Origin of the sequence: Brochothrix thermosphacta DSM 20171 = FSL F6-1036 (genome assembly GCF_036884295.1) — a bacterium.
GTDB lineage: Bacteria > Bacillota > Bacilli > Lactobacillales > Listeriaceae > Brochothrix > Brochothrix thermosphacta.
This window is the reverse complement of the sequence record NZ_CP145608.1, coordinates 1,266,852-1,292,296: the sequence shown is the minus strand read 5'-3', so window position 1 is coordinate 1,292,296 and position 25,445 is coordinate 1,266,852. Positions and strand designations below refer to the sequence as shown.

General features: G+C 34.8%; 21 protein-coding genes. 4 read left to right on the top strand and 17 right to left on the bottom strand.

Going from position 1 to position 25,445, the window contains the following annotated elements:
- Window positions 1-291: 291 nt before the first annotated feature.
- Window positions 292-996, top strand: coding sequence for a LytR/AlgR family response regulator transcription factor (locus V6S17_RS06640; protein ID WP_029090959.1), 705 nt, complete (start codon window positions 292-294; stop codon window positions 994-996).
- Window positions 993-2,306, top strand: a complete 1,314-nt coding sequence (locus tag V6S17_RS06635) for a sensor histidine kinase (protein WP_211250332.1) — start codon at window positions 993-995, stop codon at window positions 2,304-2,306. Before V6S17_RS06640 ends, V6S17_RS06635 begins: the two co-directional genes overlap by 4 nt.
- A gap of 61 nt (window positions 2,307-2,367) precedes the next feature.
- Here V6S17_RS06635 and V6S17_RS06630 read toward each other — a convergent pair whose 3' ends face one another.
- The 15 genes from V6S17_RS06630 to V6S17_RS06560 form a co-directional block, all read right to left on the bottom strand.
- Window positions 2,368-3,105 (bottom strand): hypothetical protein, encoded by a 738-nt coding sequence (locus tag V6S17_RS06630; RefSeq protein ID WP_029090961.1) that lies wholly within the window; start codon window positions 3,103-3,105, stop codon window positions 2,368-2,370.
- Window positions 3,074-3,790, bottom strand: coding sequence for an ABC transporter ATP-binding protein (locus V6S17_RS06625; RefSeq protein ID WP_029090962.1), 717 nt, complete (start codon window positions 3,788-3,790; stop codon window positions 3,074-3,076). Before V6S17_RS06625 ends, V6S17_RS06630 begins: the two co-directional genes overlap by 32 nt.
- 8 nt (window positions 3,791-3,798) lie before the next feature.
- Entirely contained in the window at window positions 3,799-4,554 is a 756-nt protein-coding gene (locus V6S17_RS06620; protein WP_029090963.1) for an ABC transporter permease, read from the bottom strand.
- A complete protein-coding gene (locus V6S17_RS06615) occupies window positions 4,535-5,476 on the bottom strand; it encodes an ABC transporter ATP-binding protein (RefSeq protein WP_029090964.1) in 942 nt (313 codons plus the stop codon). The genes V6S17_RS06620 and V6S17_RS06615 overlap by 20 nt, the downstream gene beginning before the upstream one ends.
- A 664-nt stretch (window positions 5,477-6,140) precedes the next feature.
- Complete coding sequence (locus V6S17_RS06610; RefSeq protein ID WP_036026953.1) at window positions 6,141-7,130, bottom strand: alpha/beta hydrolase family protein; 990 nt, start codon at window positions 7,128-7,130, stop codon at window positions 6,141-6,143.
- A gap of 110 nt (window positions 7,131-7,240) precedes the next feature.
- Entirely contained in the window at window positions 7,241-7,963 is a 723-nt protein-coding gene (locus V6S17_RS06605; protein WP_029090965.1) for a MerR family transcriptional regulator, read from the bottom strand.
- Between the two features lie 749 nt (window positions 7,964-8,712).
- Window positions 8,713-8,919: a hypothetical protein gene (locus V6S17_RS06600; protein WP_029090966.1), complete on the bottom strand. Its 207-nt coding sequence runs from the start codon at window positions 8,917-8,919 to the stop codon at window positions 8,713-8,715.
- Window positions 8,920-9,036: 117 nt separating this feature from the next.
- A complete protein-coding gene (locus tag V6S17_RS06595; RefSeq protein ID WP_029090967.1) occupies window positions 9,037-10,833 on the bottom strand; it encodes an ATP-binding cassette domain-containing protein in 1,797 nt (598 codons plus the stop codon).
- Window positions 10,833-12,776, bottom strand: a complete 1,944-nt coding sequence (locus V6S17_RS06590; RefSeq protein WP_029090968.1) for an ATP-binding cassette domain-containing protein — start codon at window positions 12,774-12,776, stop codon at window positions 10,833-10,835. The genes V6S17_RS06595 and V6S17_RS06590 overlap by 1 nt, the downstream gene beginning before the upstream one ends.
- Before the next feature lie 76 nt (window positions 12,777-12,852).
- Window positions 12,853-13,938, bottom strand: a complete 1,086-nt coding sequence (locus V6S17_RS06585) for a HAMP domain-containing sensor histidine kinase (protein ID WP_169817182.1) — start codon at window positions 13,936-13,938, stop codon at window positions 12,853-12,855.
- 85 nt (window positions 13,939-14,023) lie between these two features.
- Window positions 14,024-14,713 (bottom strand): response regulator transcription factor, encoded by a 690-nt coding sequence (locus V6S17_RS06580; protein ID WP_029090970.1) that lies wholly within the window; start codon window positions 14,711-14,713, stop codon window positions 14,024-14,026.
- 194 nt (window positions 14,714-14,907) lie between these two features.
- Window positions 14,908-16,764, bottom strand: a complete 1,857-nt coding sequence (gene mutL / locus V6S17_RS06575) for a DNA mismatch repair endonuclease MutL (protein WP_036026958.1) — start codon at window positions 16,762-16,764, stop codon at window positions 14,908-14,910.
- A 130-nt stretch (window positions 16,765-16,894) separates the two neighbouring features.
- A complete protein-coding gene (gene mutS, locus V6S17_RS06570) occupies window positions 16,895-19,543 on the bottom strand; it encodes a DNA mismatch repair protein MutS (RefSeq protein WP_029090972.1) in 2,649 nt (882 codons plus the stop codon).
- 15 nt (window positions 19,544-19,558) lie between these two features.
- The gene (locus V6S17_RS06565; RefSeq protein WP_029090973.1) at window positions 19,559-19,927 is read right to left on the bottom strand and encodes a RicAFT regulatory complex protein RicA family protein; all 369 of its coding nucleotides are present in this window, start codon (window positions 19,925-19,927) and stop codon (window positions 19,559-19,561) included.
- Window positions 19,928-19,937: 10 nt separating this feature from the next.
- Entirely contained in the window at window positions 19,938-20,738 is an 801-nt protein-coding gene (locus tag V6S17_RS06560) for a TIGR00282 family metallophosphoesterase (RefSeq protein ID WP_029090974.1), read from the bottom strand.
- Window positions 20,739-20,915: 177 nt separating this feature from the next.
- On the opposite strand from V6S17_RS06560, the gene V6S17_RS06555 reads away from it, so the two are divergent.
- Both V6S17_RS06555 and V6S17_RS06550 read left to right on the top strand, forming a co-directional pair.
- Window positions 20,916-21,638 carry a peptidylprolyl isomerase gene (locus V6S17_RS06555; RefSeq protein ID WP_029090975.1) on the top strand — a complete coding sequence of 241 codons (723 nt, stop codon included), beginning with the start codon at window positions 20,916-20,918 and terminating at the stop codon, window positions 21,636-21,638.
- A gap of 734 nt (window positions 21,639-22,372) precedes the next feature.
- Window positions 22,373-22,645, top strand: coding sequence for a DUF1801 domain-containing protein (locus tag V6S17_RS06550; RefSeq protein WP_244877102.1), 273 nt, complete (start codon window positions 22,373-22,375; stop codon window positions 22,643-22,645).
- A 290-nt stretch (window positions 22,646-22,935) separates the two neighbouring features.
- On the opposite strand, the gene V6S17_RS06545 is transcribed toward V6S17_RS06550, so the two are convergent.
- Window positions 22,936-23,211, bottom strand: coding sequence for a hypothetical protein (locus V6S17_RS06545; RefSeq protein ID WP_029090976.1), 276 nt, complete (start codon window positions 23,209-23,211; stop codon window positions 22,936-22,938).
- An 872-nt stretch (window positions 23,212-24,083) separates the two neighbouring features.
- Window positions 24,084-25,415, bottom strand: a complete 1,332-nt coding sequence (gene glnA, locus V6S17_RS06540) for a type I glutamate--ammonia ligase (RefSeq protein ID WP_029090977.1) — start codon at window positions 25,413-25,415, stop codon at window positions 24,084-24,086.
- Between the last annotated feature and the right edge of the window lie 30 nt (window positions 25,416-25,445).

The following is a 25,445-nucleotide window of genomic DNA, read 5'->3' as shown; positions in this document are numbered from 1 at the left end:
AAAAAATCAGTAACTTTTCAACTGAAGAATCTATTTTATTTATTTTGAATGTTTTATATGCTGGTTATTTCTCAAAAGATTATGTCAAAAATTACAATTACAAGGTTAAAAACTCAATTTTATTGGAAGAAGCACGACGAGTTAAGCAAACTGAGCTTATGGAGTGACCTACTATTCTTTTTTATGCATTATATCTGTAAAAAAGTTACATTTTTTGATTTGAAAACAATCTCAAAATCGAGCATACTAATTTAATAGCGTAAATAGTTATAAACATTGGAGGTGTTCTTTTTGAAAATTGCAATTTGCGACGATGATCCAGCGTTGGCCGAGCATGTAAATGACTTGTTAATACAATATGACTCAACATTGTTCGAAACGTTTACCTATTACGGTTCAAAAAAATTAATACAACAAATCGACACTGAAAAATTCGACTGCTATATTTTAGATATTGAAATGGATACTATTAATGGTGTGGAATTAGCCACGTTAATTCGAAAAAAAGGAATTTTAGCTCCTATTGTCTTTCTAACGAGTTATAAAGAATATATGGAAGCGGTTTTTCAAGTGCAAACTTTTGATTATCTTTTAAAGCCCCTTGATAAAAATCGCTTTTTTCAAGTCTTAGATAGACTAAAACTTTACCTTGATAAAGTTGAAGATACCTTTATTTTTTCCATCAACAAAAATAAATTCAAGTTGAAAATGTCTGATATTGTTTATTTTGAGAAAGATAAAAGACAAGTAATTATACATTCTTTAAATGAAAAATACAGAGTTTATATATCGACTAACCAGTTACTTGGGCAACTCAATAATGATTTTGTACAGATACACGCCTCTTTTATTATTAATTGTTCTTATATAAAAGAATTAGGTAGTAATTTTTTGCTTTTACATTATGCTCAAGAGTCAATAGAACTTTCCATAAGTAGACGCTTTAAAAATAAGTCTCATGAAAACATCGTTATGTCGATGAGAGGTAAATTATGATGTTATATATAATTCTTAGGAATGTAAGCTTGCTTGCCTATATTGCATTGCTTTATTACTTCTTTTCTAATGGGACAAACCAACGAATACTTACAAAGTGTACTTCAAAGCTTATTTGGTTGACAATGATCCTCAGCGTAATGATAATAAGCTTGTTTACAGATGCCTTTGTTGATACAGCCACTATCCCCTTCATCAATCTAATCCTAAGTTTCACTTTAATATTTTCAATGGCAAGAATACACAATGTTGCTTATCTCGATACATTGATTTGGTCAATATTACTAATAGCCGCTACCCTGATATGTGAATGGTTATCATTGAACATAACGAAACTAATAATCACCAATGAAATTGCCTCTTATTCTAATCCCAAATTTGCGATTTTAGGGACAAGCATTTCCACACTACTTGGAATTGTCGTATTTGTACTATTGAAATCATCCCTATTTAAGGGCCGAATACCTTCACCCTCCCTTAATATCTCAACCGCTTTATTATTAATCTCTATTCCAATATTATCAATTGTTATATTAGTTGGTGTTTTGATACGTGGGGAAAATATTAGTAACCAAAACATATCTGAAACAGCTATCACTAGTAGCGTTATCTTGCTAAACATCTGCGTGATATTTCTTTATAAGATTACAGTCGATCATCAGCACCAATTATATAAAATAACCTTGAGTAAGAATGCCTTGATTGCAGAGCGGCGTTTACTAGACGAAGTCAAGAAGAATCGAACGAATGTATTGAAGCTTAAACACGACCTGAAAAATCAATATCTTGTCATATTAGGTCTGATTAACAACAACAAAACTCATGAAGCTAAGAATTATATTAAAAATTCACTTCAAATTCTTGAACCACCACTATCAATGTATGCTGCTGATGGAGTATTAAATTATTTATTAAGTGATAAACTTAATTGTGCGAAAGAAAAGAACATTGAAGTCTGCCATCAGATATCCATTTCGAAACACCTAAAGATAGACAATGATATATTAGCGATTGTATTAGGAAACATAATAGATAACGCCATTGAAGCTTCTAACCGCTTAGAAAAAAAACGCAGACAAATAAATGTAACAATCAAGCAGTTTCAAAATGATTTAATCATTGAAGTCTCAAACAATTTCAATAGCGAGGAGTTAATAACAAGGCAAAGCAGAAAAACAGCTGCTCTAGGCATGAAAAATATTGATGGACTTATTGCAGATGTTGGCGGGATATATCGGCATTGGCATGAAAATGATCGTTACTATGTTTCCATCGTTTTATTCAATGTGTATCATAAAAAGAAGACATAAAAATAAAGCTCCGACATTCCCAAGAATACCGAAGCTCTTTTTTTAATTATGCGATTAGAAGTTAAGTGGATTCCATCGTTTCAATACTATTTGCAAATTTATCGAAAATAAACAACGTCAGTGTGCTTAGAACGATCACTGTAACTAATGTTAAAAACGAAAAATTGATGAGTCCGATTGCCGAAATGTTTGAAAATAACAGCATTAGAACAACAGCTGAAACGACTGTTGCAATCTCAGACTGTTTCCATATCGCGATTATTTCGGAACCAATCACTATCATAAATACCAATAAACAGCTGACAACAGCTGAAGTTATTCCAATCGTTACATCTGCTACTATTCCTGGGCTATCAAAATGCAGTAGTCTATTTGCTGCTATTTCAATAAAAAGAGCTATTATAATACCCGTTACAAAACTGCTGAGTAAAATTGCTTGAACAGAAAAAGTTTTTTTAATAAAGAGGTTCTTTCTATCCACTGGAAAAAGAAACAATCTATTTCTTTGTTCGCCAATATAAAAGCGAACCAAGTCCTTTCTCAACATTACCGATCCAATAATAACGTACACACACATAGTTACTGTATTCGATAAAGCAATAATCCCTTTAAAGCTAGATATCGTATCTTCACCCGTATCAAATTTCCCCACTAAAACAAAGAATGAAAAGCTAAGTAACTGTATAGTTATCGCCATTATAAATAAGGAGCAACGTTTATTATTTAGCTTGGACAGCTCATAGTCAAATACACTTGATGTTGATGTTTTAGTTGAATGATCTATTTTTCTGTTCATCATAATATTCTTTAAGTCCCTTCTCGTATTCTTGTTCAATCTCAATCATTGATTTTGATTCTTTAACAATGCCTTGATCAATAAAAATTATTTCATCTAAAAAAAGTTCGAGATCTCTTAGTACATGACTACTAATAATCAGAATTCGATCCTCAGATAACTCTTTTATATTTCTAATGAACAAATCCACACCATCAGGATCTAGACCATTAAAAGGCTCATCTAACAAAATGATTGAAGGATTATGAATTGTAGCCATTCCTAACAAAAATCGTTGTTTCATGCCCAAGGACATTTTATTAAAATGCAGTTCCTTCGTTACATTCAATCCAACATCATTTATTAATTCTTCAATTGTAGGTGGCAGTTTTACACTGTAGTAAAAGATATGATCATTGTATATCTCATTGAGGCTAAACCCCCTTAAACTGTCGGAGTTTACAAAATTTGTCCCTACCGTACTTAGCAAATCCATGTCAGATGTAGCTGCTTTTCGATTATCTATCTCTAAAAAAACACTATCAGGTCTAAATAAGCCACAAAGACATTTCATGAATGTTGTTTTTCCAGCTCCATTCGGTCCCACTAAACCATAAATAGTCCCAGGTTGGAGTTCAATGTTTTTAACATTCAGTGTAAATGAATCATTTGTACTTTTAATGAGTTCCTTTATATTAAAATTTTTCATAATTACAGTTAGTCCCTTCTCGATAAAGCTTTCAGTGATAAAATACAAGTTACGATTGTCCAAGCAAGTAACACCATTATATTTTTAAAATCAAAACTTCCATATCCAAAAAATAACGACCGTATGACATTACTTGCAGGAACAAACGGTAGAAATTCGAAGATAGCCACAAATGTTGCAGGTAGTCTATCTGTGGGATATGTAATTGGAGAAAATAAAAGACCTCCAATCATTATAATTTGAGTTACTAAGCCTACTACGTTGGGTGCTAACCAATATGCAATTGAAAAGCCAATAGATATCATACAAATTTGTATTACTATTAATGCTAAAATTGCACTAATCGAGGGAAAAATCTCTACCTTAAACTTCACGTATGATGCCAAAAATGACATCAACACGCCAGGTAACGAAGCCATCCCCCAAATAACAAAATCAGCAATTAAAATACTCAATCTTGATACCGGTAAAGTCCTTTGATAGTCAACTATTCCATCTTGTTTAGCAGTACTTACAATTTGAGCAGCTAAAACGCAACCCACTGCTATTATTCCAAGTGTTGTTGCTCCAGAAGATAGATAAATTGCGGTAGTATTATCAACATCTGGTATCAACAATGCTAATCCGTAAACAATCGCAACTGATAAAAATGCTTGAGTTGCCGTAAAAACTGTCAACAGTGATTTATGTCGTAATAAACTCCACTTTATTAATGCAGATAATCCAACTAAAGTTGATTTGTTTCTATTCTTCATCGTCTCCATTTATCATCTCTCCATAGGTCTCATTTAAAGATTTTGGACTGAACGAATAATTTACAACCTTCTTCTCTTCGATCATTTGCATCAACCAAAATATTCCAGCTACCATTTCTTCAGCTTCTATATCGAATTCGTGAGCTACTTCTTCAGAATTGTATGTATGTTTTAAGGATTTTGGCAACTTCACACACAATGCCTCTTCTTCGCTACTGAAGTTCACAACTAATTTATTTAACCGACTGCCTTCAAGTGAACGCTCTTGTAGCCGCTTATCTTCTAAAACTTTTCCATTATTCATTAAAATATAACGATCGGCATACTTTTCAACTTCAAGCAAATTATGGGTGACAACAATAATAATATGTCCGCTTTTAGCAAGTTTTCTTAGATGCTTCCAAATTATCTGTCGTCTGATTGGATCCACATCATTTGTAGGCTCATCCAATAGAAGGATTGGTGCTGGATATGCTACAGTCATTGCAAAAGAAGTAAGCCTCCTTAATCCACCCGAAAGCTTCTGACCAGGCGTATCTTTCCAATCATTAATAGCCAACTCTTTCAATATTTTAGTCGTCTCCTTTTTCACTTCTTTTTCGGAAAGACCTCTAATACGTAATATTGAACGAATTGATTGCGACATTGTTACACCATTGAGTGGTGCATGTAGCTGTGGCATCATTGAAACATATTCCCTAGCTACTTTGCTTTCTGTTACAAAAGACTTTCCGTTGAAAGTGATGGAACCTTTAGAGGGTTTAGTAATACCAATCACCTGGTTCAACATCGTTGTTTTTCCTGCACCATTATGACCTGTGATTGTGGAAATCTCACCTGAGAAAAAAGTTAAGTTTATATTTTTATTAGCAAATTTTTCTGATTTATTATATTTTTTACTCAGTGAATGTAATACTAATTGTTTACTCAACTCTATCTGCCCCCAATTATACTGATAGTATTTTGTTTATAATTGGCACTAACCAGAGAGTTATTATTAGACTAACTCCCTTTATACATCTCAATTTATTTTGATTCATATCATGAAACAGAAAAGGGTTATCATTTATAAATTGAAGCAAGATGTTAACATCTGTATTCTTATCAATCCTAAATTGCCATAAAATTCTTGTGACTAAAATAGCAGACAAAAGATTTTGTCGTGAAAATATTCTTCAATCAATTCTTCTTAAATTTCTTCGATTGAAAATCTGATTTCCCCTATCGCTATAACTATAATACCTTGGATACCCTGATTTTTTTTTCACTTGTAACAACTTGCCGTTTATATGTAACAAGTGGGGATTATTACTCTTTTTATAAGTGAATCATCTGCTTTCTGTTGAACTTTTTAACCTTAATCATATATATAACCAACAAAAAAGGATTGTAGAAATTAATCTACAATCCAAAAAAATCTTAATTTAACAGTGATACAACACTATTTGATACAGAGCCGAAATGAACTGCAATCCTTATATTAGTTTTCATTGCACATCATTTTTTCACCCTCACACACTGTTTATTTAAAGTAGTTTGGTTTTATCCTGTCCGCTTCAATAACACTTGTTGTTTGAGTTATTTCAAAAGATAAGTTATAGCCCTTTGCCAATATCTTTTAATGCTTTCAAATATCCTGGTGCAAAAATTTCTCTAGGATTAAAAATCGATTCACCAACTGTCATAACATTGTCTTTTTGATGTCTTGGTTTTAGCATTCGATGTGTCGCATTTTTAATATTATAGACCGTCAAATACTCTTTAGTTATATGCTTTTGATAAACTTCTTCTGTTTCTTTAGTATCAACATTAATATCATGATCACCCACTATTAAATAATAAGGCTTTTTAATTTTAGCAAGCTCCTTAGTATTATCCAAACTCATATTTTTACGTATAAAGTCCCATCTATCTTTTTCTATAATATCTTTTTCTAATTTACTATTAAGATATCCTTGATAATCATGTTGATTTAAATAGTCATTAACCTTGGATTCTATTGACAATCTCTTATTAATTTCTTTTGATGAATAGCCTTCATACTCCATCTCGCTAACTGTATTAAATTTACCTTGTCTCATCCAATTGACTGCAGGAGCAACACCAATTGCGAATTTAATATCTATATTGTTGTTTAATAATTTAGTGATAACCCATCCCCCTTGACTAGCTCCCCATACACCGACTCGATTTGGATCAACATCAAAGGTATCAAGTGCCCATTTCAATACTCTTTCTGCCTCGTCTTTGCGATCTTCCATATCTTGTTCTAACCAATTACCAGTTGAATTTCCAACACCAGGTTTATCCCAACTTACGGATATAATATTTTCTTCGGCAAGAGTTTCCCAGGCTGGATAATACCCTTCATCGCTATTCTTATTCACTGGGCCATCTCCATGGATAAACAAAATTAAGCCTGGTTTTTTGGGGCTACTTTTAGGTTCAGAATATTCAATCGCAATTCTTCTATCTTTAAATTTAACGGTGTCCTCATTAATAGTCATGGCAAAATCATTAGTATAAACAATAATTGCAATTAGACCAAATATCACTATTCCAGTCAAAAATAAATATTTTTTCATATCCAACACACCTTATAATTTAGTAGCAATCATTATTTTAAAACATGGGAAAGCTTGATACAAGAAAATTAATTCTAATTCCGTCAACATCTAATTTTTTTAAATCTCTTTCATCTTTGAGCACCTAAAACCTTTATAGTTAGGCGTTCTCCTGATGATAAAAAGCGTTCATTATCCTCAATAGCTATTAACGGCAATTCTTGAAGCAACAATATCTTTTCTAATTCATAATTCAATTCCACTTCATTATTCACCTCAATAACGGTCATGCCGTATCTGCCAGAATCTATTTCAAAATCCTTACCATCTTTATTCTCAATACAAACATCATAAAAATTTTCGTAGATGATATAATATACCCTTCCTAGAAAAATTTCTTTTTTCAAACCCGACTCAAGCAAGTCTAAAATGGTTAGATTTTCTGTAATTTGTTTTCTTACTAGACACTTTAATCTTATAGGTGACTTAACATCATATGTTTTTTCTTTTATCTTCGTAGTCAGATGAATTTGTTCATCCACCATCTGACTTAGCATGTCTAGTCGATGTTTCTCTTCTTGTATTTTTAATTTTCTCTCCATTAAAACCTTCGTATAATCAATTTTAGAACCACTTTCCAGTAATTCATTAATTTCGGATAGACTCAATCCTAATTCTCTTAAAAATAAAACAAATGATAGTTTATAAGCTTCGGTTAAACCGTATTTTCTATAGCCATTTTCACTAACTTCTGCAGGTGCTAAAAGCCCCTTCTCTTCATAGTGTCTGATCGTATGTTGATTTATTTCGAATATATTTGCTAACTCTGAAATAGTTATTAAATTCACAGTCATTTTCTCACCTCATAAATAGTATAAACCTTAGGGTTACCCAAAGGTCAATGAACATTGTAATTTATTTTTATAAAATTTAGGAGTCTAGTTTTTTTATTACTTCTGAAAAAAGCCATAATCTATACTAATTAAACATTTCCAACCTGTTTTAGCCTCTATAATGTATAACGTTGGTGACAAAATATGTTGCTAAGACTATTTTTACGCAAAAAATAAAACCTTACGTGATTAATATACGTGATTAATAGTAGTTATATATAAAGTTGTTCAACCGAGATACATCGAATAAATGATACTCAATTTTTGACGAAACTTCCACTGATTTTCATAATCGAATTCTTTTGTGTTTCGATAATTAATCGAATACAAAAAAGGATTGTAGAACTTAATCTACAATCCAAAAAGCTTCTTAATTCGATAGAATTGATTGATACTCGCTTTCGCTCCGTCCCATACTACTCTCGTACGCTCATGACTTCGCTACGATATTAGCAATTTTTCTCACCAACACTATTTGACACAGAGGCTGTTTTCATCTTTTCTTATTTTCATTGCCCTACTAAGACTTCCATTAAACATTTGGACAATCAGTAGCATTATATTTGTATCAAACTCAATAAACACAATGATTTTATTATTTTATGAAATCAATAAGCATCATTCATTTTCACTCAAATGGCATTTAACATGGCATTTAGTTTTTGAGGAGCTATTTCAGAAATCAAAAAAACTGCAACTGCGGAGGCTTTTTATTTATTCATGAACATAACAACAATTCCAACAACAATCGCTAGGATTCCTGATAGTAGCTGTCCAATTCCAGAGGCTTGTCCTGTTAATAATAAAGAAAAGAAATTATTTATTTCTTTATTATCTTTGAAATCATGTTTGATTCTCACATAACCCCATACTGACAATAACGCACCAAACCCACTTAAAAATATACCTGGTAACATTTGAACACCTCTTTTTTATTTTTTTTTATAATATAACACACAATTAATTATTTTTGATTGCCATCAAACTGACAACTACCATTACTATTTTCTTCATTTTCCATACCTCTTTTACTTTTATTTCTTTAATGTTTCTATTACAGAAACTCTTAATAATTTTTGCTTCAACAGTCCACTTAATAGCCACACTATTACAAAGCTTGCTACCAACAATACAATCAATTGATTACTAGTAATCATGATAGATAGCCCACCTATTTTAGCCACACTTTTGACTGCTACGACTAAGATAACCGTCATAACTGTAGATAATAGCGCTAACAGAGCATTCTCTTTTGCTAGGAAACGACTAATTATTTTCCGATTAAATCCTAGGGCCACTAGCAAGGCTACTAGTTTCTCTCGTGTCCCTTGAAGTTTATTTAACATAACTAATAAGATAAATAAGCAAACCGCTAGAACTAAGACTGTGATGATCATAAAGATTGTTTTAATCTTATCAAATGATGTCAACATACTTTTAACTTCATCCACAGCCATCTCAGGCTTTAGCTCATCTTTAACTAATCTGTCATACACTAAGGGAATCTCTTTAAAATCTCTAACATCAAAACTGATAGAATAAGCATCGGAGTCTGTTACCTGCCCCATTAGCTGCTGTTCTATATCTGAACTAATAAATAAGTCGTCATAACCAGCATTATAAATACCGCTAATTTTTAATGACAGTTCCTTTTGATTCACTAATACTTTAATCGTTTCCCCAATCAATTCATCGATTTTTGAATTAAGTTGCTTCGCTAAGGTTCCGCTGATTGCTATTTCATTTTTACTAATTCGTGGCATGACACCATACGAAATCGATTCTTTTGCTTTAGGTGTTGGAAAAACTTCTGGCAATTGAATTTCCTTATCTTTAAAACTCAAGGCAATATCTTTTAAGATGATTTGTTGATAACAATTACTAATCCGCGAATCAGTCTTTAATTGTGCCAACACATCTTTTCCATTTTTTTCAGTCACCTTTATATAGCCGTTGCTTAAAGCACTATTCTTCTCTTGAAATTGTTGGATCGACTGACCCATTATATTGTTAGCAGAGAAGCTAAAAAGAACTGAAGTTGCTGCTACGGCAAACATCAGTGCCAATAATAAGTATGGCATGATGTTGACTTTAACATTTTTCAAGGCTAGTTTAGATGTCTTAATTTTAGAATAAGGTGTTAACTTAAATGTCGCTTCATCTACCAGCAACTCATTTGAATTAAATTTGTTCACCACAATTTTTTTATCCTCAATTGAAATGACCCCATCAGCAAACTCACAAATCTTCGGATCATGAGTAATTAGAATAACAAGACGCTCCTTTGCAACTCTTTGAATCAATCCCATTATGTCATTAGCCGTTTTTCGATCAAGTGCCCCTGTTGGTTCATCGGCCAAAATCACTTTAGGATCATTCAACAATGCTCTCGCGATTGCGACTCGTTGTTTTTGACCACCAGATAACTGTTCGATTTTTTGATTCACTTGTTCTGCTAAACCTACTTCTTCTAAAAGTCCCGTCGCTCTTTTTTCAACTCTTCTCATCTTATGAAGTTGACCTACCATCAAAACATTTTCAAGAGCTGTATACCCTTCAAGCAACTGATAATCTTGGAAAACTAGACCGATATAATCTTTTCTATAATGCGTTAATTCATTTGCCGACAAGCGCGATAAATCTTGTTGTTCAAAATTAATCTTCCCTTGATAGTCATTATCTAATCCCGCTAATAGATTAAGCAAGGTACTCTTCCCTGTCCCTGATTCTCCCATTAAACAAACTAGTCCTCTTTCTGGAAAATCAAATGACACCTCATCTAAAATCACTTGATTGCGATACTTTTTCGTAACGTTATTCAGTCTATACATTATTCCTTACCTACCTTGAATGCATTCATAATTGTTGTTTTTCTGATAATCACTTCAGAAATAACAAGCCCTATCAATCCAAGTACAACGACTGTCATCAAACCTTTTACAATTGAATCTAACGCAATCATTTGATTACCAAACATTGCTTTAGACATTATATTTAAAACCGGAGATAAAATGATTAACAAGACAAATGCTACTAAAACTTCTCCAACAATCTCAATGATATTTAACAGTGTTAAGTTTGTTGAATCAAAACCATTCAGTTTGAATGTTGCGTATTCCTTACGTCTTAACATACTACTAATCAAGTAAACCGCAGCAACCATTACAGCTACTAAAACCATCATTAAACGATTGACCATAAAAGTTTGTTCTGTTGATTGATCGCCTAAATTAACGACATCTTCTACAACTTCAAAGTTACCAAGAGGAACAATTCCTTGGCTGTTTAACTCATCTCTGACTTCAATTAACGTTTTCGGCGATGTTGTTCGAATGATAAAGTTTGAATCATTTAATTTTTTATCTGATACTTCTAACAGTTTACTTAACGCTGGTTCACTAAAGAAGAACGAATCTTCGATCTCATATTCAAACAAATCTGCTCCGGTTCCCATTTTCATTGTTGTATCCACAACACCAACAATTTTAGCTTTCGTATTTGTCGGTTTAAAGTTTGATGTTTCACCATCCCACACAACAATTTTAGAATTAAAATTTATTTCTTTCCCTAAAGCATCTTCATTTGAAATACCCATCTTTTTAACAAAGCTTTCAGGAACAACCACTTCATTGCCAGAACCTTTTGGCATGTCACCGGCTAAAATAGTATTAATAACTGGCGCATTACCAGAACTTGGAACAGTATAATTTTTTCTATCTACAGTGATATCAATTTCATCAAATGCTTGACTATACGTTGCAAATTGAATACGTTCATCACTTTGATACTTTTTATATAACGATCCAATATCTTGTTTCACATCAGCCGACGGACCAGACGCCTCATCGCCACCTGTTCCATCCGCACCTGTAAAACTTCCTACTAAGTTAATATCTAGAATTTGATCACCGTACGTTTTTAAAACATCATCAAATGCTTTATCATTATTAGCTTTTAAATTCTCACCTGTTGCACCTAATAATAAGCCTGTCCCTACTAATAACGTCATAACAGCAGTTAAAAAGCGCCCTTTATGACGGCCAATGCTTGTTTTTAAAATATTTTTAACACCTTTAAGGTTTAATAATTTATTCCTTTTGAGCTGACTTGATCTTTTATTGCTTTCTTCTTGCTCATTAATAACTTGTTGCACGGCTCCTTTATCAAGTTCAATCACATGATCTGTCGGGAGGATATGCGCCGTATCATGAGTGACGATAATGACATTATGACTTTTAGTTAATTCTCTAAGAATGGTCATCACTTGTACGGCCGTTTTTTTATCTAAAGCACTTGTTGGTTCATCGGCTAAAATATAGTCAGGATTTTTCATCAATTCACGAGCAATGGCAACACGTTGTCGTTGTCCACCCGATAAATCTTTAACTTGATGGTTGGCTAAACGTGTTAAGCCTAATTCAGCCATGATGCGCTCCGCGTTTGGTTGTTTACCTTTATTGATATACGTTGGTAAAAGCATGTTTTCTTTAACAGTCAATTCGTTTAACAACTTATAATCTTGCCAAACAAAGCCAATTGTTTGGTTTAATAAATAACTCTCTTCTTGGCTGTTTAGTTGGCTTAATACTTGATTATTGACTACTAATTCACCTTGGTAGTCGTGATCAATGCCAGCAATAACTCTTAACAAACTTGATTTTCCACTACCCGATGGACCGGTAATGAAACTTAATCCCTCACCTAGGTTTGTGGTAATGTTATCCAAAATAACTTTATCTTCAATACGTTTTGACACTTGTTTTAATTCAATCATGATAAACCTCCTCTAGTATTTATTCAAACTATATCAAAGAGGATGTTAAATCTGTGTAAAGAAAAAAAGAAGCACACTAGGCTTCTTTTTTCTTTGGTAAAACAACTGTTACGGTAATCCCTTGCGTACCATCTATGTTATCTAATAGTTTAATCTGTCCTTGGTGCTTATCAATAATTTTCTTAACAATGGCTAATCCTAGCCCCGAGCCACCAACACTAGCATCACGATTGCGTGCTTCATCAACTCGGTATAAAGTTTTAAAGACGTCTTCACGCTGTGATTTAGGAATGCCACAGCCAGTGTCTTTTATATTTACAACTGTCTCATCTGCACTTTCAGTTGTCACTATACTAATAATTCCCTGTTGCTTATTATACTTAATACTATTTTCAAGTAAGTTATAGAAGGCTTGGTATAACAAATCTAAATCACCTTCAATCACATGGCTTTCAGTTGGTAGTGTTAGCTGAATTTCTTTATCCATAAGCCTATCTTTTAAATCTGATGCTATACTTTCAAATAAATCACTAGCAATAATTGAACTATATTCTTCTGATGTATAATCATTTGTTAACTGCAATAATTTTTCACCCATATCAATTAGACGGGCGACTTGTTTGGTTAAATCGGTTACTAAAACTTCCGACGTTTCATCCATCTCAGGATTTTTCCGTTTAAAAACTTCTAACTTTGTATTTAAAACGGTTAATGGTGTTCGTAATTCATGAGCGACATTCGCAGAGAACTGTTGTTGAAAAATAAATGAATCATTTAACTGATGTTTCATTTTATTGAAAGATTCAGTCAATTCTGCAATCTCATCATTTGAAGGAGGTACTGGCAATTCTTCTGATAAGGTGGCAACAGAACTATTCTTCATTTTTTTATTTAATTCCTTTAAGCTTGTTAAACCTTTGCCAGAAAAATAATAAGCAGCTACTCCTCCAAGAATAATAATCACTAACATGTAACCAACGCTACTAATATAATACTGTTTTAACAACCGCTCTTGTTCAGCACGAACTTGATTATCAACAGCATCTACACTAGGAGTCATAGTTATTCCTGGAATCTCAACCGCTTGATTGTCATGCTGATTAATTGAAGCTGCTGGAATAGTCGACTCAGCAATGTTGATCGACATTCTTTTGGCAGACATGTTGGTGAATACAGTTAACCCTAGACAACAGACTGTCAAAATTATCATCGTCATAGCAGTAAACTTTATCCGAATGGGAATTCTATCAAACATGTTCTTCACCTGTCTCTTTCACTAAATAATAACCAACACCAACTTTAGTTCCAATCACATCATAGCCTAATTGTTCTTTCAGCTTTTTACGCAGTGAAGCAATATGCACACGAATAGAACTACTAAACTGATTAGCATGACTATCCCAAACATGAGAAATCAATTCTTCCTGACTTACTACCTTGTTAGGAGTCATTAATAGGTAACGTAAAATTGAAAACTCTTTTTTGGTTAACTTTAACTCTGTTTCATTAACCAACACTTGATTTTTATCGATACTCATCTTAATCCCAGCTACTTCTAAATCTGTTTTTTCTTGGATGAATTGACGTCTCAATAAGTTTCTAATACGAGCTTCCAATTCAATAAAATCAAAGGGCTTCGTAAGATAATCATTGGCACCCACATCCAAACCTCTGACTTTATCTTCCGCTTGGTTACGGGCACTTAATATTAAGACTTTAAATTCCAAATCAGCTTCTCTAATCTTTTCCAAAACAGAAAAACCATCACGTTCAGGAAGATTTAAATCTAAAATCATTAAGTCATAGTTTTCAGTTTCATATTGAAACAAAGCATCTTCGCCATTTTCTGCCTCATCAACTGCATATCCTGAATGACGCAACCCCTCAACTAAGGCCGAACGTAAATCAGAATCATCTTCTACTACTAGTAATTTCAACTTAACTCCTCCTCATTTATAAAAGTACAGTTATTCTAACACAGCGCATCAAACAATTAAAAACTCTTCATTTAGTTCGCATGCTGGCACTTCAACTAGCTCAGTTATTTAATTATACTTAATAAGAGTTATCTTTAACTAAATGGCATTTTCTTTTATTTTTATTATCCCACACTGCCTTTCATTTCAGAACCTTACATCACCCGTTTAAACATCTTCTCCATTTCATAGACTGAGTATTTAATAACCACGGGGCGTCCGTGTGGGCAGGTAAAGGGATCATCTGCATAGCGGAGGTCATCTAACAGACGTTGCATGTCCTCGCTATTGAGGTAATGATTCGCTTTAATTGATTTTTTACAGCTCATCATAATGGCTGTTTTCTCACGGAATTTAGCGACGTCCACATTAGGGTGTTCCAACACGTCTTGCACGATGTCACGAATAATTTGATCAACGTTTTCGTTCGGGAACCAAGTTGGATATGAGCGAACAACAAAACTCCCTTGTCCAAAAGCTTCAATCTCAATACCTATCGCTGTGAGGCGTTCTAACTTTTCTGTGAGGCGTAAGGCTTCATCCATTGAAAACTCTAATACAAGCGGAATCAGTAAGCTTTGAGCGCTGTTTTCGACTTCACCGATCTTTATCTTAAAGTAATCGTATTTCATTCGTTCTTGAGCGGCGTGTTGATCAATGATAAATAGACCTTCTTCATTTTGCGCTAGAATATAGGTCGCGTGCATTTGACCGATCGGATACAGTTTTGCCATCCGTGGTTGACGTTGTCTGCCTTCATCTGTTTCTTCGACAACGGGTGTTTGATTGTAGTCAGGTGTATCATTATCGTACATCACTGTTTGCTCAATCACGCTGTCCAAATCATCCACTATGGCAGGGCCATCAGGTAATGGTTCAACCGCTTCATGCACCGAATCACTGGAAGTATTTGTATCTGAATCATATGAGCGCGCACTAGATATCAGCGAATCAAAGTTGAAACGCGCTTGATCATTGACTGGTGCTACCTGGGTTTGTTGCTTACTCTCAGGACCATCCGGTATTAGTCGTTCTTTCTTAAAAACAGCTTTAATTCCTTGCGCTATCACTTGTCCAAGTTCTTTTTCCTTACTGAGGCGAACTTCTAATTTAGAAGGATGGACATTCACATCAACAATTAATGGATCCATCTCAATTTGCAACACAACAATTGGGTAACGTCCAATTGGCAATAACGTATGGAAGCCTTCTTGTATCGCTTTTACTAACGCAAAGTTACGAATATAACGACCATTTATAATTGTTGAAATATATTGTCGTGAGGCACGGCTGATTTCTGGCAATACAAGATAACCTTGTATGTTAAAGTCATTCGTACTTAATTTAATTGGTTTCGCTTTTTGAGCGATGGCTAAACCATAAATTTGTGAAAGGACTTGTTTTAAATTACCGTTTCCTGCCGTACGTAAAACTGATTTTCCATCATGCACAAGGCGGAAAGATATATTAGGATGTGCTAATGATAAGCGATTGATGACATCCGTAATATGTCCTAACTCCGTTGGTAAACTTTTGATGTATTTTAAGCGTGCGGGTGTATTGTAAAAGAGATTACTAACTTTCACATGCGTCCCTTTACGAGCGGAAGACGATTCATGCAGTGTTTCGACGCCACCTTGTAACAACACATGCGTACCTACTGTTCCCGTCGATGTGGTCAAATCTAATTCAGATACTGAGGCAATACTTGGTAACGCCTCACCACGGAAACCTAACGAAGCGATGCGAAATAAATCATCTTTTGTTTTTATTTTACTCGTTGCATGACGTGAAAAAGCCAACGTTACATCTTCAGGTGCGATGCCGTTACCGTTATCGATAATATCAATGCTTTTAAGTCCTGCTTCTTCTACTAAAATATCAATGACAGTCGCTTCTGCATCGATAGCATTTTCTACTAATTCTTTTACGACAGAAGCCGGTCGCTCGACCACTTCACCAGCGGCGATTTGATTGGATAATATATCTGGTAATTGTTGTATGCGATTCATCATCTTTCCCCCTTCAAGCAGTTCTTTCTATTCCTCCATTTTAGCATAAAAACAATTTTAGACGCACTCAAAATCGTTCACAACAAAAAACCAGCACTGAGATCTCTCAGAAACTGGTTTGAAATACGGATTATTTTTTTGCTTTTAAATCTTTTTGAATATCATAGAGTGACATCATTGCTTCCATCGGTGTCATTGCTAATAAATCCAATGCATTCAAGCGTGTAATAATTTTTTGTTCTGCCTTTGATGGCGCTGGTTGCTTAACTGGCTCCTCAAAGAAAGATAATTGTTGTTCCTCCAGCGTTTGTTGCGGCTGTTGCTCTTCTTTAACAACCTCTTTCACCGCCACAGTTGGAAGTGGTGCCGTTTTTCGTTCTAATGGCGCTTGGATAATCACCTGTTCTTTTTGTTCAAGTTGTTCTAAAATATGACCGGCGCGTTCGATTAAGGCATCAGGTAAATGAGCTAAGCGTGCCACATGAATACCATAACTTTGATCAGCAGGTCCTTCCTCTATCTTATGCAAGAATACCACTTTACCATCTTCTTCTACCGCAGTTACGTGTACATTAAAAAGGTGTTCCAGCGTATCAGATAAAGCTGTTAATTCATGATAATGTGTTGAAAAGAGCGTTTTAGCATGCACATTTTCGTCAATATACTCAATCATTGACTGTGCTAATGCCATTCCGTCATAAGTTGCCGTGCCTCGACCAATTTCATCAAATAAAATCAAACTGTCCGGTGTTGCATTTTGAATCGCGTTATTCGCTTCAAGCATCTCCACCATAAAAGTACTTTGGCCTGAAATTAAATCATCGGCTGCACCAATTCGTGTAAATACTTGGTCAAATAATGGCAATTCTGCTTCTGTGGCAGGTACTTGGCAACCGACTTGAGCCAATATCGCAATTAAAGCGATTTGACGCATGTACGTACTTTTACCTGACATGTTTGGCCCTGTAATCAACAATAACTGTCGATCATTATGCATCACACAGTCATTTGCGACATAACTTTGATGACCCAGTACTTTTTCAACGACGGGGTGACGACCATTTACAATGTTCATCTCGCGGTTATTCGAGAAAACCGGTCGTGTGAATTGTTGTGATTCACTTACTGAAGCAAAACTTTGTAGCACATCAATTTCACTGATCGCTTTTGCTAACGTTTGTAGCGGTTCAATATATGCTTTTACCGCCTCACGTAACTCAAGGAACAAGCTATATTCTAATGCTAAGCTTTTTTCTTCCGCTTCTAGAATAATACGTTCTTTCTCTTTCAATTCAGGTGTGATAAAACGTTCTGCATTTGAAAGGGTTTGTTTACGTTCATAACGGTCTTCTGGCACATTCGCTAAATGTGAGCGCGTAATTTCAATGTAATAACCAAACACACGGTTATAACCAATTTTAAGGTTTTTAATCCCGGTTGCTTCACGTTCTTGTGTTTCTAACGCCGCCAACCATGATTTACCATTATGCATCGCATCTTGATACACATCTAAATCAGCATTATAGCCATTACGAATCATGCCACCTTCTTTGAGTGCGATAGGCGGTGTATCTACCACCGCTTCTTCAAGCAGTGTGCGTAATTCAGTAACAGGGTTTAACCTTTGGCCTAATGTTTTTAAGTTAGCATCTGTCATCGACTCTAACAACTCTTTAATTGCGGGTATTTGTTGCAGTGATTGACGCAATTGCACTAAATCACGGGCATTCACATTACCATATGCCACACGACCACTTAAACGTTCTAAATCATAAACTTGTTTCAGTGCTTGCGCCAATTCTTGACGTTCAAAGAAATAAGTCATCAACGCAGCCACGTTATCTTGGCGTCGTTCAATTTGAGAGCGTTCAATTAACGGGCGATCTAACCATTGTTTCAGCATTCGGCCACCCATTGCGGTTTGTGTTTCATCTAATAACCACAACAACGTTCCTTGACGTCCTTTACCACGAATTGAATCGGTAATTTCAAGGTTACGCTTCGAATAAAAATCAATTTTCATAAACAAGTTTAATTCATAATGATTCGCAGGTTGTAGATGTGTTAAATCACGTTTTTGGGTATCATCAAGATAATTCAACAAACGCGATACCGCTTGATGTTCAACTTCATTAATTGTTTGGCTCAAAAGTGAGGCATGTGATTTGGCACAATTCAAGGCATCATTATGGGAAATCATCACATTAAGTTGCAATCGTAATTGTTCAAGTAATGCTTCATCTGTATCAGATGCCATAATTACTTCTTTTGCATTAATTGTACTTAATTCATCAATTAATTTTTGCGAATCCGCTGCAAAGTATGTCATGGCCATTTCACCTGTTGATAAATCACAGTAAGCTAAACCATATTGTTGCGATGCATGTTCAACGACAGCTGCTAAATAGTTGTTTTCTTTCTCATTCAAGCCGCCACGTTCCATTAATGTTCCTTGTGAAATAACTTGCACAACTTCGCGTTTAACCATTCCTTTAGCGAGTTTTGCATCTTCTACCTGTTCACAAATTGCAATTTTATGCCCTTTGCCTACTAAACGATCGATATAACCTTGTACGGCATGATAAGGAACACCGCACATTGGTATTTTACCTTGGTCTCCACCATCACGTGCAGTGAGCGTAATTTCTAATAATTGTGATGCTTTAAGTGCATCTTCAAAGAACATTTCATAAAAATCACCTAGTCGGAAAAAAAGAAAGGCGTCTTGATGCTGTTCTTTAATCGCAAGGTATTGCTGAATCATTGGGGTATAAGCCATCTATGTCGACTCCTTCTATTCTTTAGTAGTAGACTTTTCCATTTCTTCATTCACACTGATTGACATATTACGCATCATTAATTGGAGCAACTCGTTGACATCCATTTGTGAATGACGGAACTGTTGTACAATTGGCAATTCATTAATTGATTCTTGTAATGTATCTATTTGGTCATTAATCTCTTTAGCGGCATTCACCTTTTGATAATGTTCAAGATTAACAACTTCTTTTTGGAGCGCTTTGATTTGATCCACACGTTGAGAAATTTTTTGATTTTGCGCAATTTGTTTTTCAACTTCTCGATAAAATGCCACTTCTTCAGTTTTTTGGATTGCAGCTGTTAACTCCGCTGTTTTTTTGATAATATCATCTTCAGAATACATGTTATTCCTCCTATTCTGGTCGGAACGGGTGATCCTCATTAATTACAATCCGTTCGATACGTTTAGCCAAGCCTGTTTTAGGATCAATATCTACTAATGTGCCGCTTAGCGTTGTACGCCCTTCTTTTGGCACTTCAAAACGTGTAGGCATTTGTGTTAAAAAGCGACTAATGACTGCCTCTTTATTCATACCGAGACACGCATCATAAGGGCCTGTCATCCCAACGTCTGTAATGTACGCAGTTCCTCTTGGTAAAATACGTTCATCTGCTGTTTGAACATGAGTATGTGTACCTACAATGGCAGAAACACGCCCATCCAGGTAAAAGCCCATCGCCTCTTTTTCACTTGTTGTTTCAGCATGGAAATCAACAAAAATCATATCTGTACGTTCACGCGCTTCAGCAATTAACTCATCCGCTTTACGGAAGGGGTCATCCAAATCTGCTAAGAAAGTACGTCCTTGTAGATTGATAACCGCCACTTCAACATTGTTATAACGAACATAAGCTAAACCTTTACCAGGTGTTCCTTCCGGGAAATTAGCCGGACGAATCAAGCATTTAGCATCATCAATAAATTCAAAAATGTCACGATTATCCCACGTATGGTTTCCCATCGTAATCATTTGTGCGCCATCTGTCATGAATTTTTTATAAATCTTCTCTGTAATCCCACGCCCGCTGGCAGCATTCTCACCATTAATAATTGTCACGTTAGGTTGATGTTTTTGTTTCAATAACGGTAAATATGTAGTAATCATCTCGCGTCCTAATGAACCTACCACATCACCAATAAATAATATACGCATAGTCACTCTCCTCTATAATTAACTCCTTATGATTATATCAAATTCCCCTTAAATATGATAGAACCGCGCAGCCTTTCATCTAATTCCCTGACATAGTAAAAAATAGAAAGGATTTAGCTTTATATATGGCCTTAAATTATGCTAAAATCGTAGTATTGACCTAAGGAGGAATTACAAATGAAAAAAATTGCATTATTACTTACACTTGCGATAGCCATGTTTACGCTAGCCGCCTGTTCATCAAGTTCTAAAGATGACACATCAAAAAAAGAAAACAGCAATAACGAAGCAAAAACAGAGAAAAAAACTGAACCAAAATTGGTACAATTAGATGATAAAGTTGAAAAAGGCCAACCTGTCGCAACTATCGAAACAACTGAAGGTACTGTAAAAATTAAACTTTTCCCAAAAGAAGCACCTAAAGCCGTTGAAAACTTCGTCACTCATGCAAAAGACGGTTATTATGATGGTTTGTTATTCCACCGTGTAATCGATAATTTCATGATTCAATCAGGAGATCCTAAAGGTGACGGTACAGGCGGCGAAAGCATCTGGAAAAAACCTTTCAAAAATGAGATTTCAAACAACCTGTATCATTTCCGTGGTGCACTTGCAATGGCAAATGCTGGCCCAGATACAAACGGCAGCCAATTCTACATCGTACAAAATAAATTTTTAACAGCGGATCAAATTAAAAACGATTCAATTCAATACACTGACAGCGTTAAAGAAGCGTATGAAAAATTAAAAGGCGTACCCTCTCTTGATGGCTCTTACACAGTATTTGGACAAACAATCGAAGGTTTAGACATCGTTGATAAAATTGCTGAAACTGAAGTCGGCGCCAATGATAAACCAGAAAAAGACATCAAAATCAAAACAATTAAAATCACTGAATAAAAGCAAAACCAAACGATCAGCTCCGAATAAACTGGAAAAATTGAAAGTACCTTAAAGCCCGTTCAGAACTGAAGAGATTAGAAAAGAATGATTAGCGATTATTTTTATTGCTATGAGTAGCTTTGAAATCTCACAAGTTTTGGCTTGAAGTGCTGGAGATAAATAAAAGTACCTTAAAGCCCGTTCAGAACTGAAGAGATTGGAAAAGAATGATTAGCGATTATTTTTATTGCTATGAGTAGCTTTGAAATCTCACAAGTTTTGGCTTGAAGTGCTGGAGAAAAAACTCTTTTTGACGCTTTTTGTCAGGAAGAGTTTCTTTAAATTACTGTTATCAAAGCAAAGACATGAGCATACAAAGACAGTATGAGTGCTAATATCGTAGCGGATTTATCCGCTTTACGAGAGTAGTATGGGTGCTGACATTGTTGCGAAGACATGAGCTTTACAAGGACAAGGACAGTATGGGACGGAGCCTTCGAAGAATGCGAGTACCAATCCTTAGCGCAAGCGAGTACCATTTCATTTGATTCATGTCTTATAAGCATCTTTATATTTAATTAAGCATTAATGCAGATATTAATGCCTTATGAGTATCTAGCACTAATGTTTATCTTATTGTCTTATAAATACCTTTCCATCAATTGCGTATTTTACCTTTTTATATTCTGAAGATTTTCCAGCTATCATTCTTTCATTATGCTAAAATTAAAGGTATCTAAGGGAGTGATGACATGACTATTTCAGAATATATTGCGGCGATTGATGAAACACGTCGATCAGCCTACGAAAGACTATTAACAACAGTTACCAATGCCTTACCCGAGGGATTTGTTTGTATTATGCAATACGACATGCCTACATTTGTTATTCCAAAGGAATTGTATCCAGCAGGTTACCATGTTACCCCTGAATTACCACTCCCCTTTTTAAGTATAGGTGTTCAAAAGAACCACATTTCACTCTATCATTTAGGACTCTATGCAGACCCTGCTTTATTAGAATGATTTGTTGCCGAGTATCCACACCATGTTTCTACCAAATTAAATATGGGGAAAAGTTGTATTCGTTTTAGTAATATCAATAAAATTCCTTACACTCTTATTGAAGAACTCGTCAGTAGACAATCTGTCGACGATTACATTAAACTTTACGAATCTAATCTACCTTAATTAGGATTATTCAATCAAATAAAAAAGCCAGTGGAATTTGTATAAAAACACAAATTTCACTGGCTTTTACAATCTTAAGAGCTATTAACGAGGATAGCTCTATTTCTTACCCATTTACTATATAGTTAACTCAGGAATTTTTTTGTTAACTCCTGTGATATATCATGTCCAGAATTCTTAAAAGGTTTCTCGTTTGCAACAAGGATACATTCGCTCTCAATCAAAAAATCAAACATTTCTGTTAAACGTTGTTGCTTAAAATTTATTGGAGCATTACTGAGTATATCCTTTACCGTCTTATTTCGTGCAGTGTCATAGATGCTATTACCACCTGCATTTATAATCTCAATAGCAAAACTATTTTTTGAAATAACATCTGCTAAATAATCGATTTCATTCATTTAATCACCCCTTTTTCTAATATAGCAACAAAACACCGCCACAACAAGGTAATATTTGAAAATAGAATGATTTTCCTGATCGATAAAAACTATTATTTTAGAAATAATCTTAACATGAAATATTTCTAAATTATAAAACAACACTCTGTCTGAGGAAACTTGTGTGACTTCACAATTTTTGGCGAAGTTTCACCTTTCCATTTCGCATCACCTGTTGACTTATGTTATCATCTAAATGTAGGAAAGTGTGAAAATGGTGGCTAAATCTCATTAAGAAAGAGGTGATGCCTATGTTGTTCTGTTGGCAAGCCTTTTTAGAAAGGTAAGCATGACGGTATATGAGTCATTAGCGCTTGTTATTCAATTTGCAGCGTTGGTGTTATTATACAAAAACAGCAAAAAATAACCATCTAACTCTTTTGCCAGTCTTAGATGGTTTTTTGATAACTATTTAATTCTAGCCATCGTCTTTAAACGGTTCTACATTGAGGGCTATGTTGACGCATGCCTCTCTCTATTTATATTGTACGAGAATTATAACTCGAATTCAAGCAATAACAACTTATATTTACCTTTTCATTTCGTATCACCTGTTAACAACTAACTACAAATAAGTGTGAAAAAATGGCTAAGATTCATTCTATCAAACACTTATTTTTGGTGACAACAAATTGATTTCTCCACAAATGAAACGCAGTCTAAGAACATTGAAAAAGTATTTCTAGAATACAACTTCAAAAATTCAGATGAATAGTACTCACTTTCTTTCGAATGCTCCGTCCCATACTGCTTTCGTAAGCGAATAAATTCGCAACGCTGTCAGCAAAAAAAAAACCACCAAACATTAGTCTGGCGGGCTTTAATTAGGGTGATTAATAAAGTTCGAGGTATTGCTCTTGTTCCCAAGCATGTACAGTCGTTCTATAAGAATCCCATTCAAGGTTTTTCAATTCAAGGAAGTTGGCATAAATATGCTCACCTAATCCATCAATGATTGTTTGATCTTTTGATAAGGCTTCAAGTGCTCGGCTAAGATCACTTGGTAATTGATCAATGCCATTTTCTTCTAGTTCACTTGCTGTCATACTGTAAATGTTACGATCGATTGGTGCAGGTACTTCTAATTTGCGTTTAATACCATCTAAACCAGCACGTAATACAACTGCCATAGAAAGATATGGGTTCGCTGATGGATCAACGCTACGTAATTCAACGCGTGTTGATAAGCCACGTGACGATGGAATACGAACAAGTGGACTTCTGTTAGAAGATGACCATGCGATGTAACTTGGCGCTTCGTAGCCAGGTACTAAGCGTTTGTATGAGTTAACTGTTGGGTTAGTAACCGCTGTATACCCTTTTGCATGGCGTAAAATCCCTGCAATAAAGTGATAAGCGAGTTCACTTAAACCGTCTTTGCCATTTTCATCGTAAAAGGCATTTCCTTTTTCGTTAAATAATGACATGTTGAAATGCATTCCTGAACCGTTAATGCCATAAATAGGTTTTGGCATAAATGTTGCATGCAAACCATGTTTACGAGCAATTGTTTTAACAACTAATTTAAATGTTTGGATATTATCACACGCCGAAACTGCATCAGCATATTTCCAGTCGATTTCATGTTGACCAGAAGCTACTTCGTGATGTGACGCTTCAATTTCAAAGCCCATTGCTTCTAATTCAAGTACAATATCACGACGACAATTTTCACCTAAATCAGTGGGTGCTAAATCAAAGTAACCAGCGTTATCATTTAATTCTAAAGTGGGTTTACCATTTTCATCAAGTTTGAATAAGAAAAACTCTGGTTCAGGTCCTAAGTTGAATGATGTGAACCCTTCTGCTTCCATTTCTTTTAAAACACGTTTCAAGTTCATACGAGGATCTCCAGTAAACGGTTGTAGATTAGGTGTGTAAACATCACAAATTAATCGTGCTACTTTGCCTTTTTCTGCCGTCCATGGAAAAATCACCCATGTGTTAAAATCGGGATATAATAACATATCACTTTCTTCAATACGAGTAAAACCGTCGATTGATGAACCATCGAACATCATTTTATTGCTAAGTGCCTTATCGAGTTGACTAACTGGCACCTCAACATTTTTAATCGTACCGTTAACATCTGTGAACTGTAAACGCACAAACTTGACGTGCTCTGTTTCTGCAATCGCTAGTAAATCCTCTTTCGTATAACTCATTAATCTTCCTCCTTAAAATAGGTAAAATAG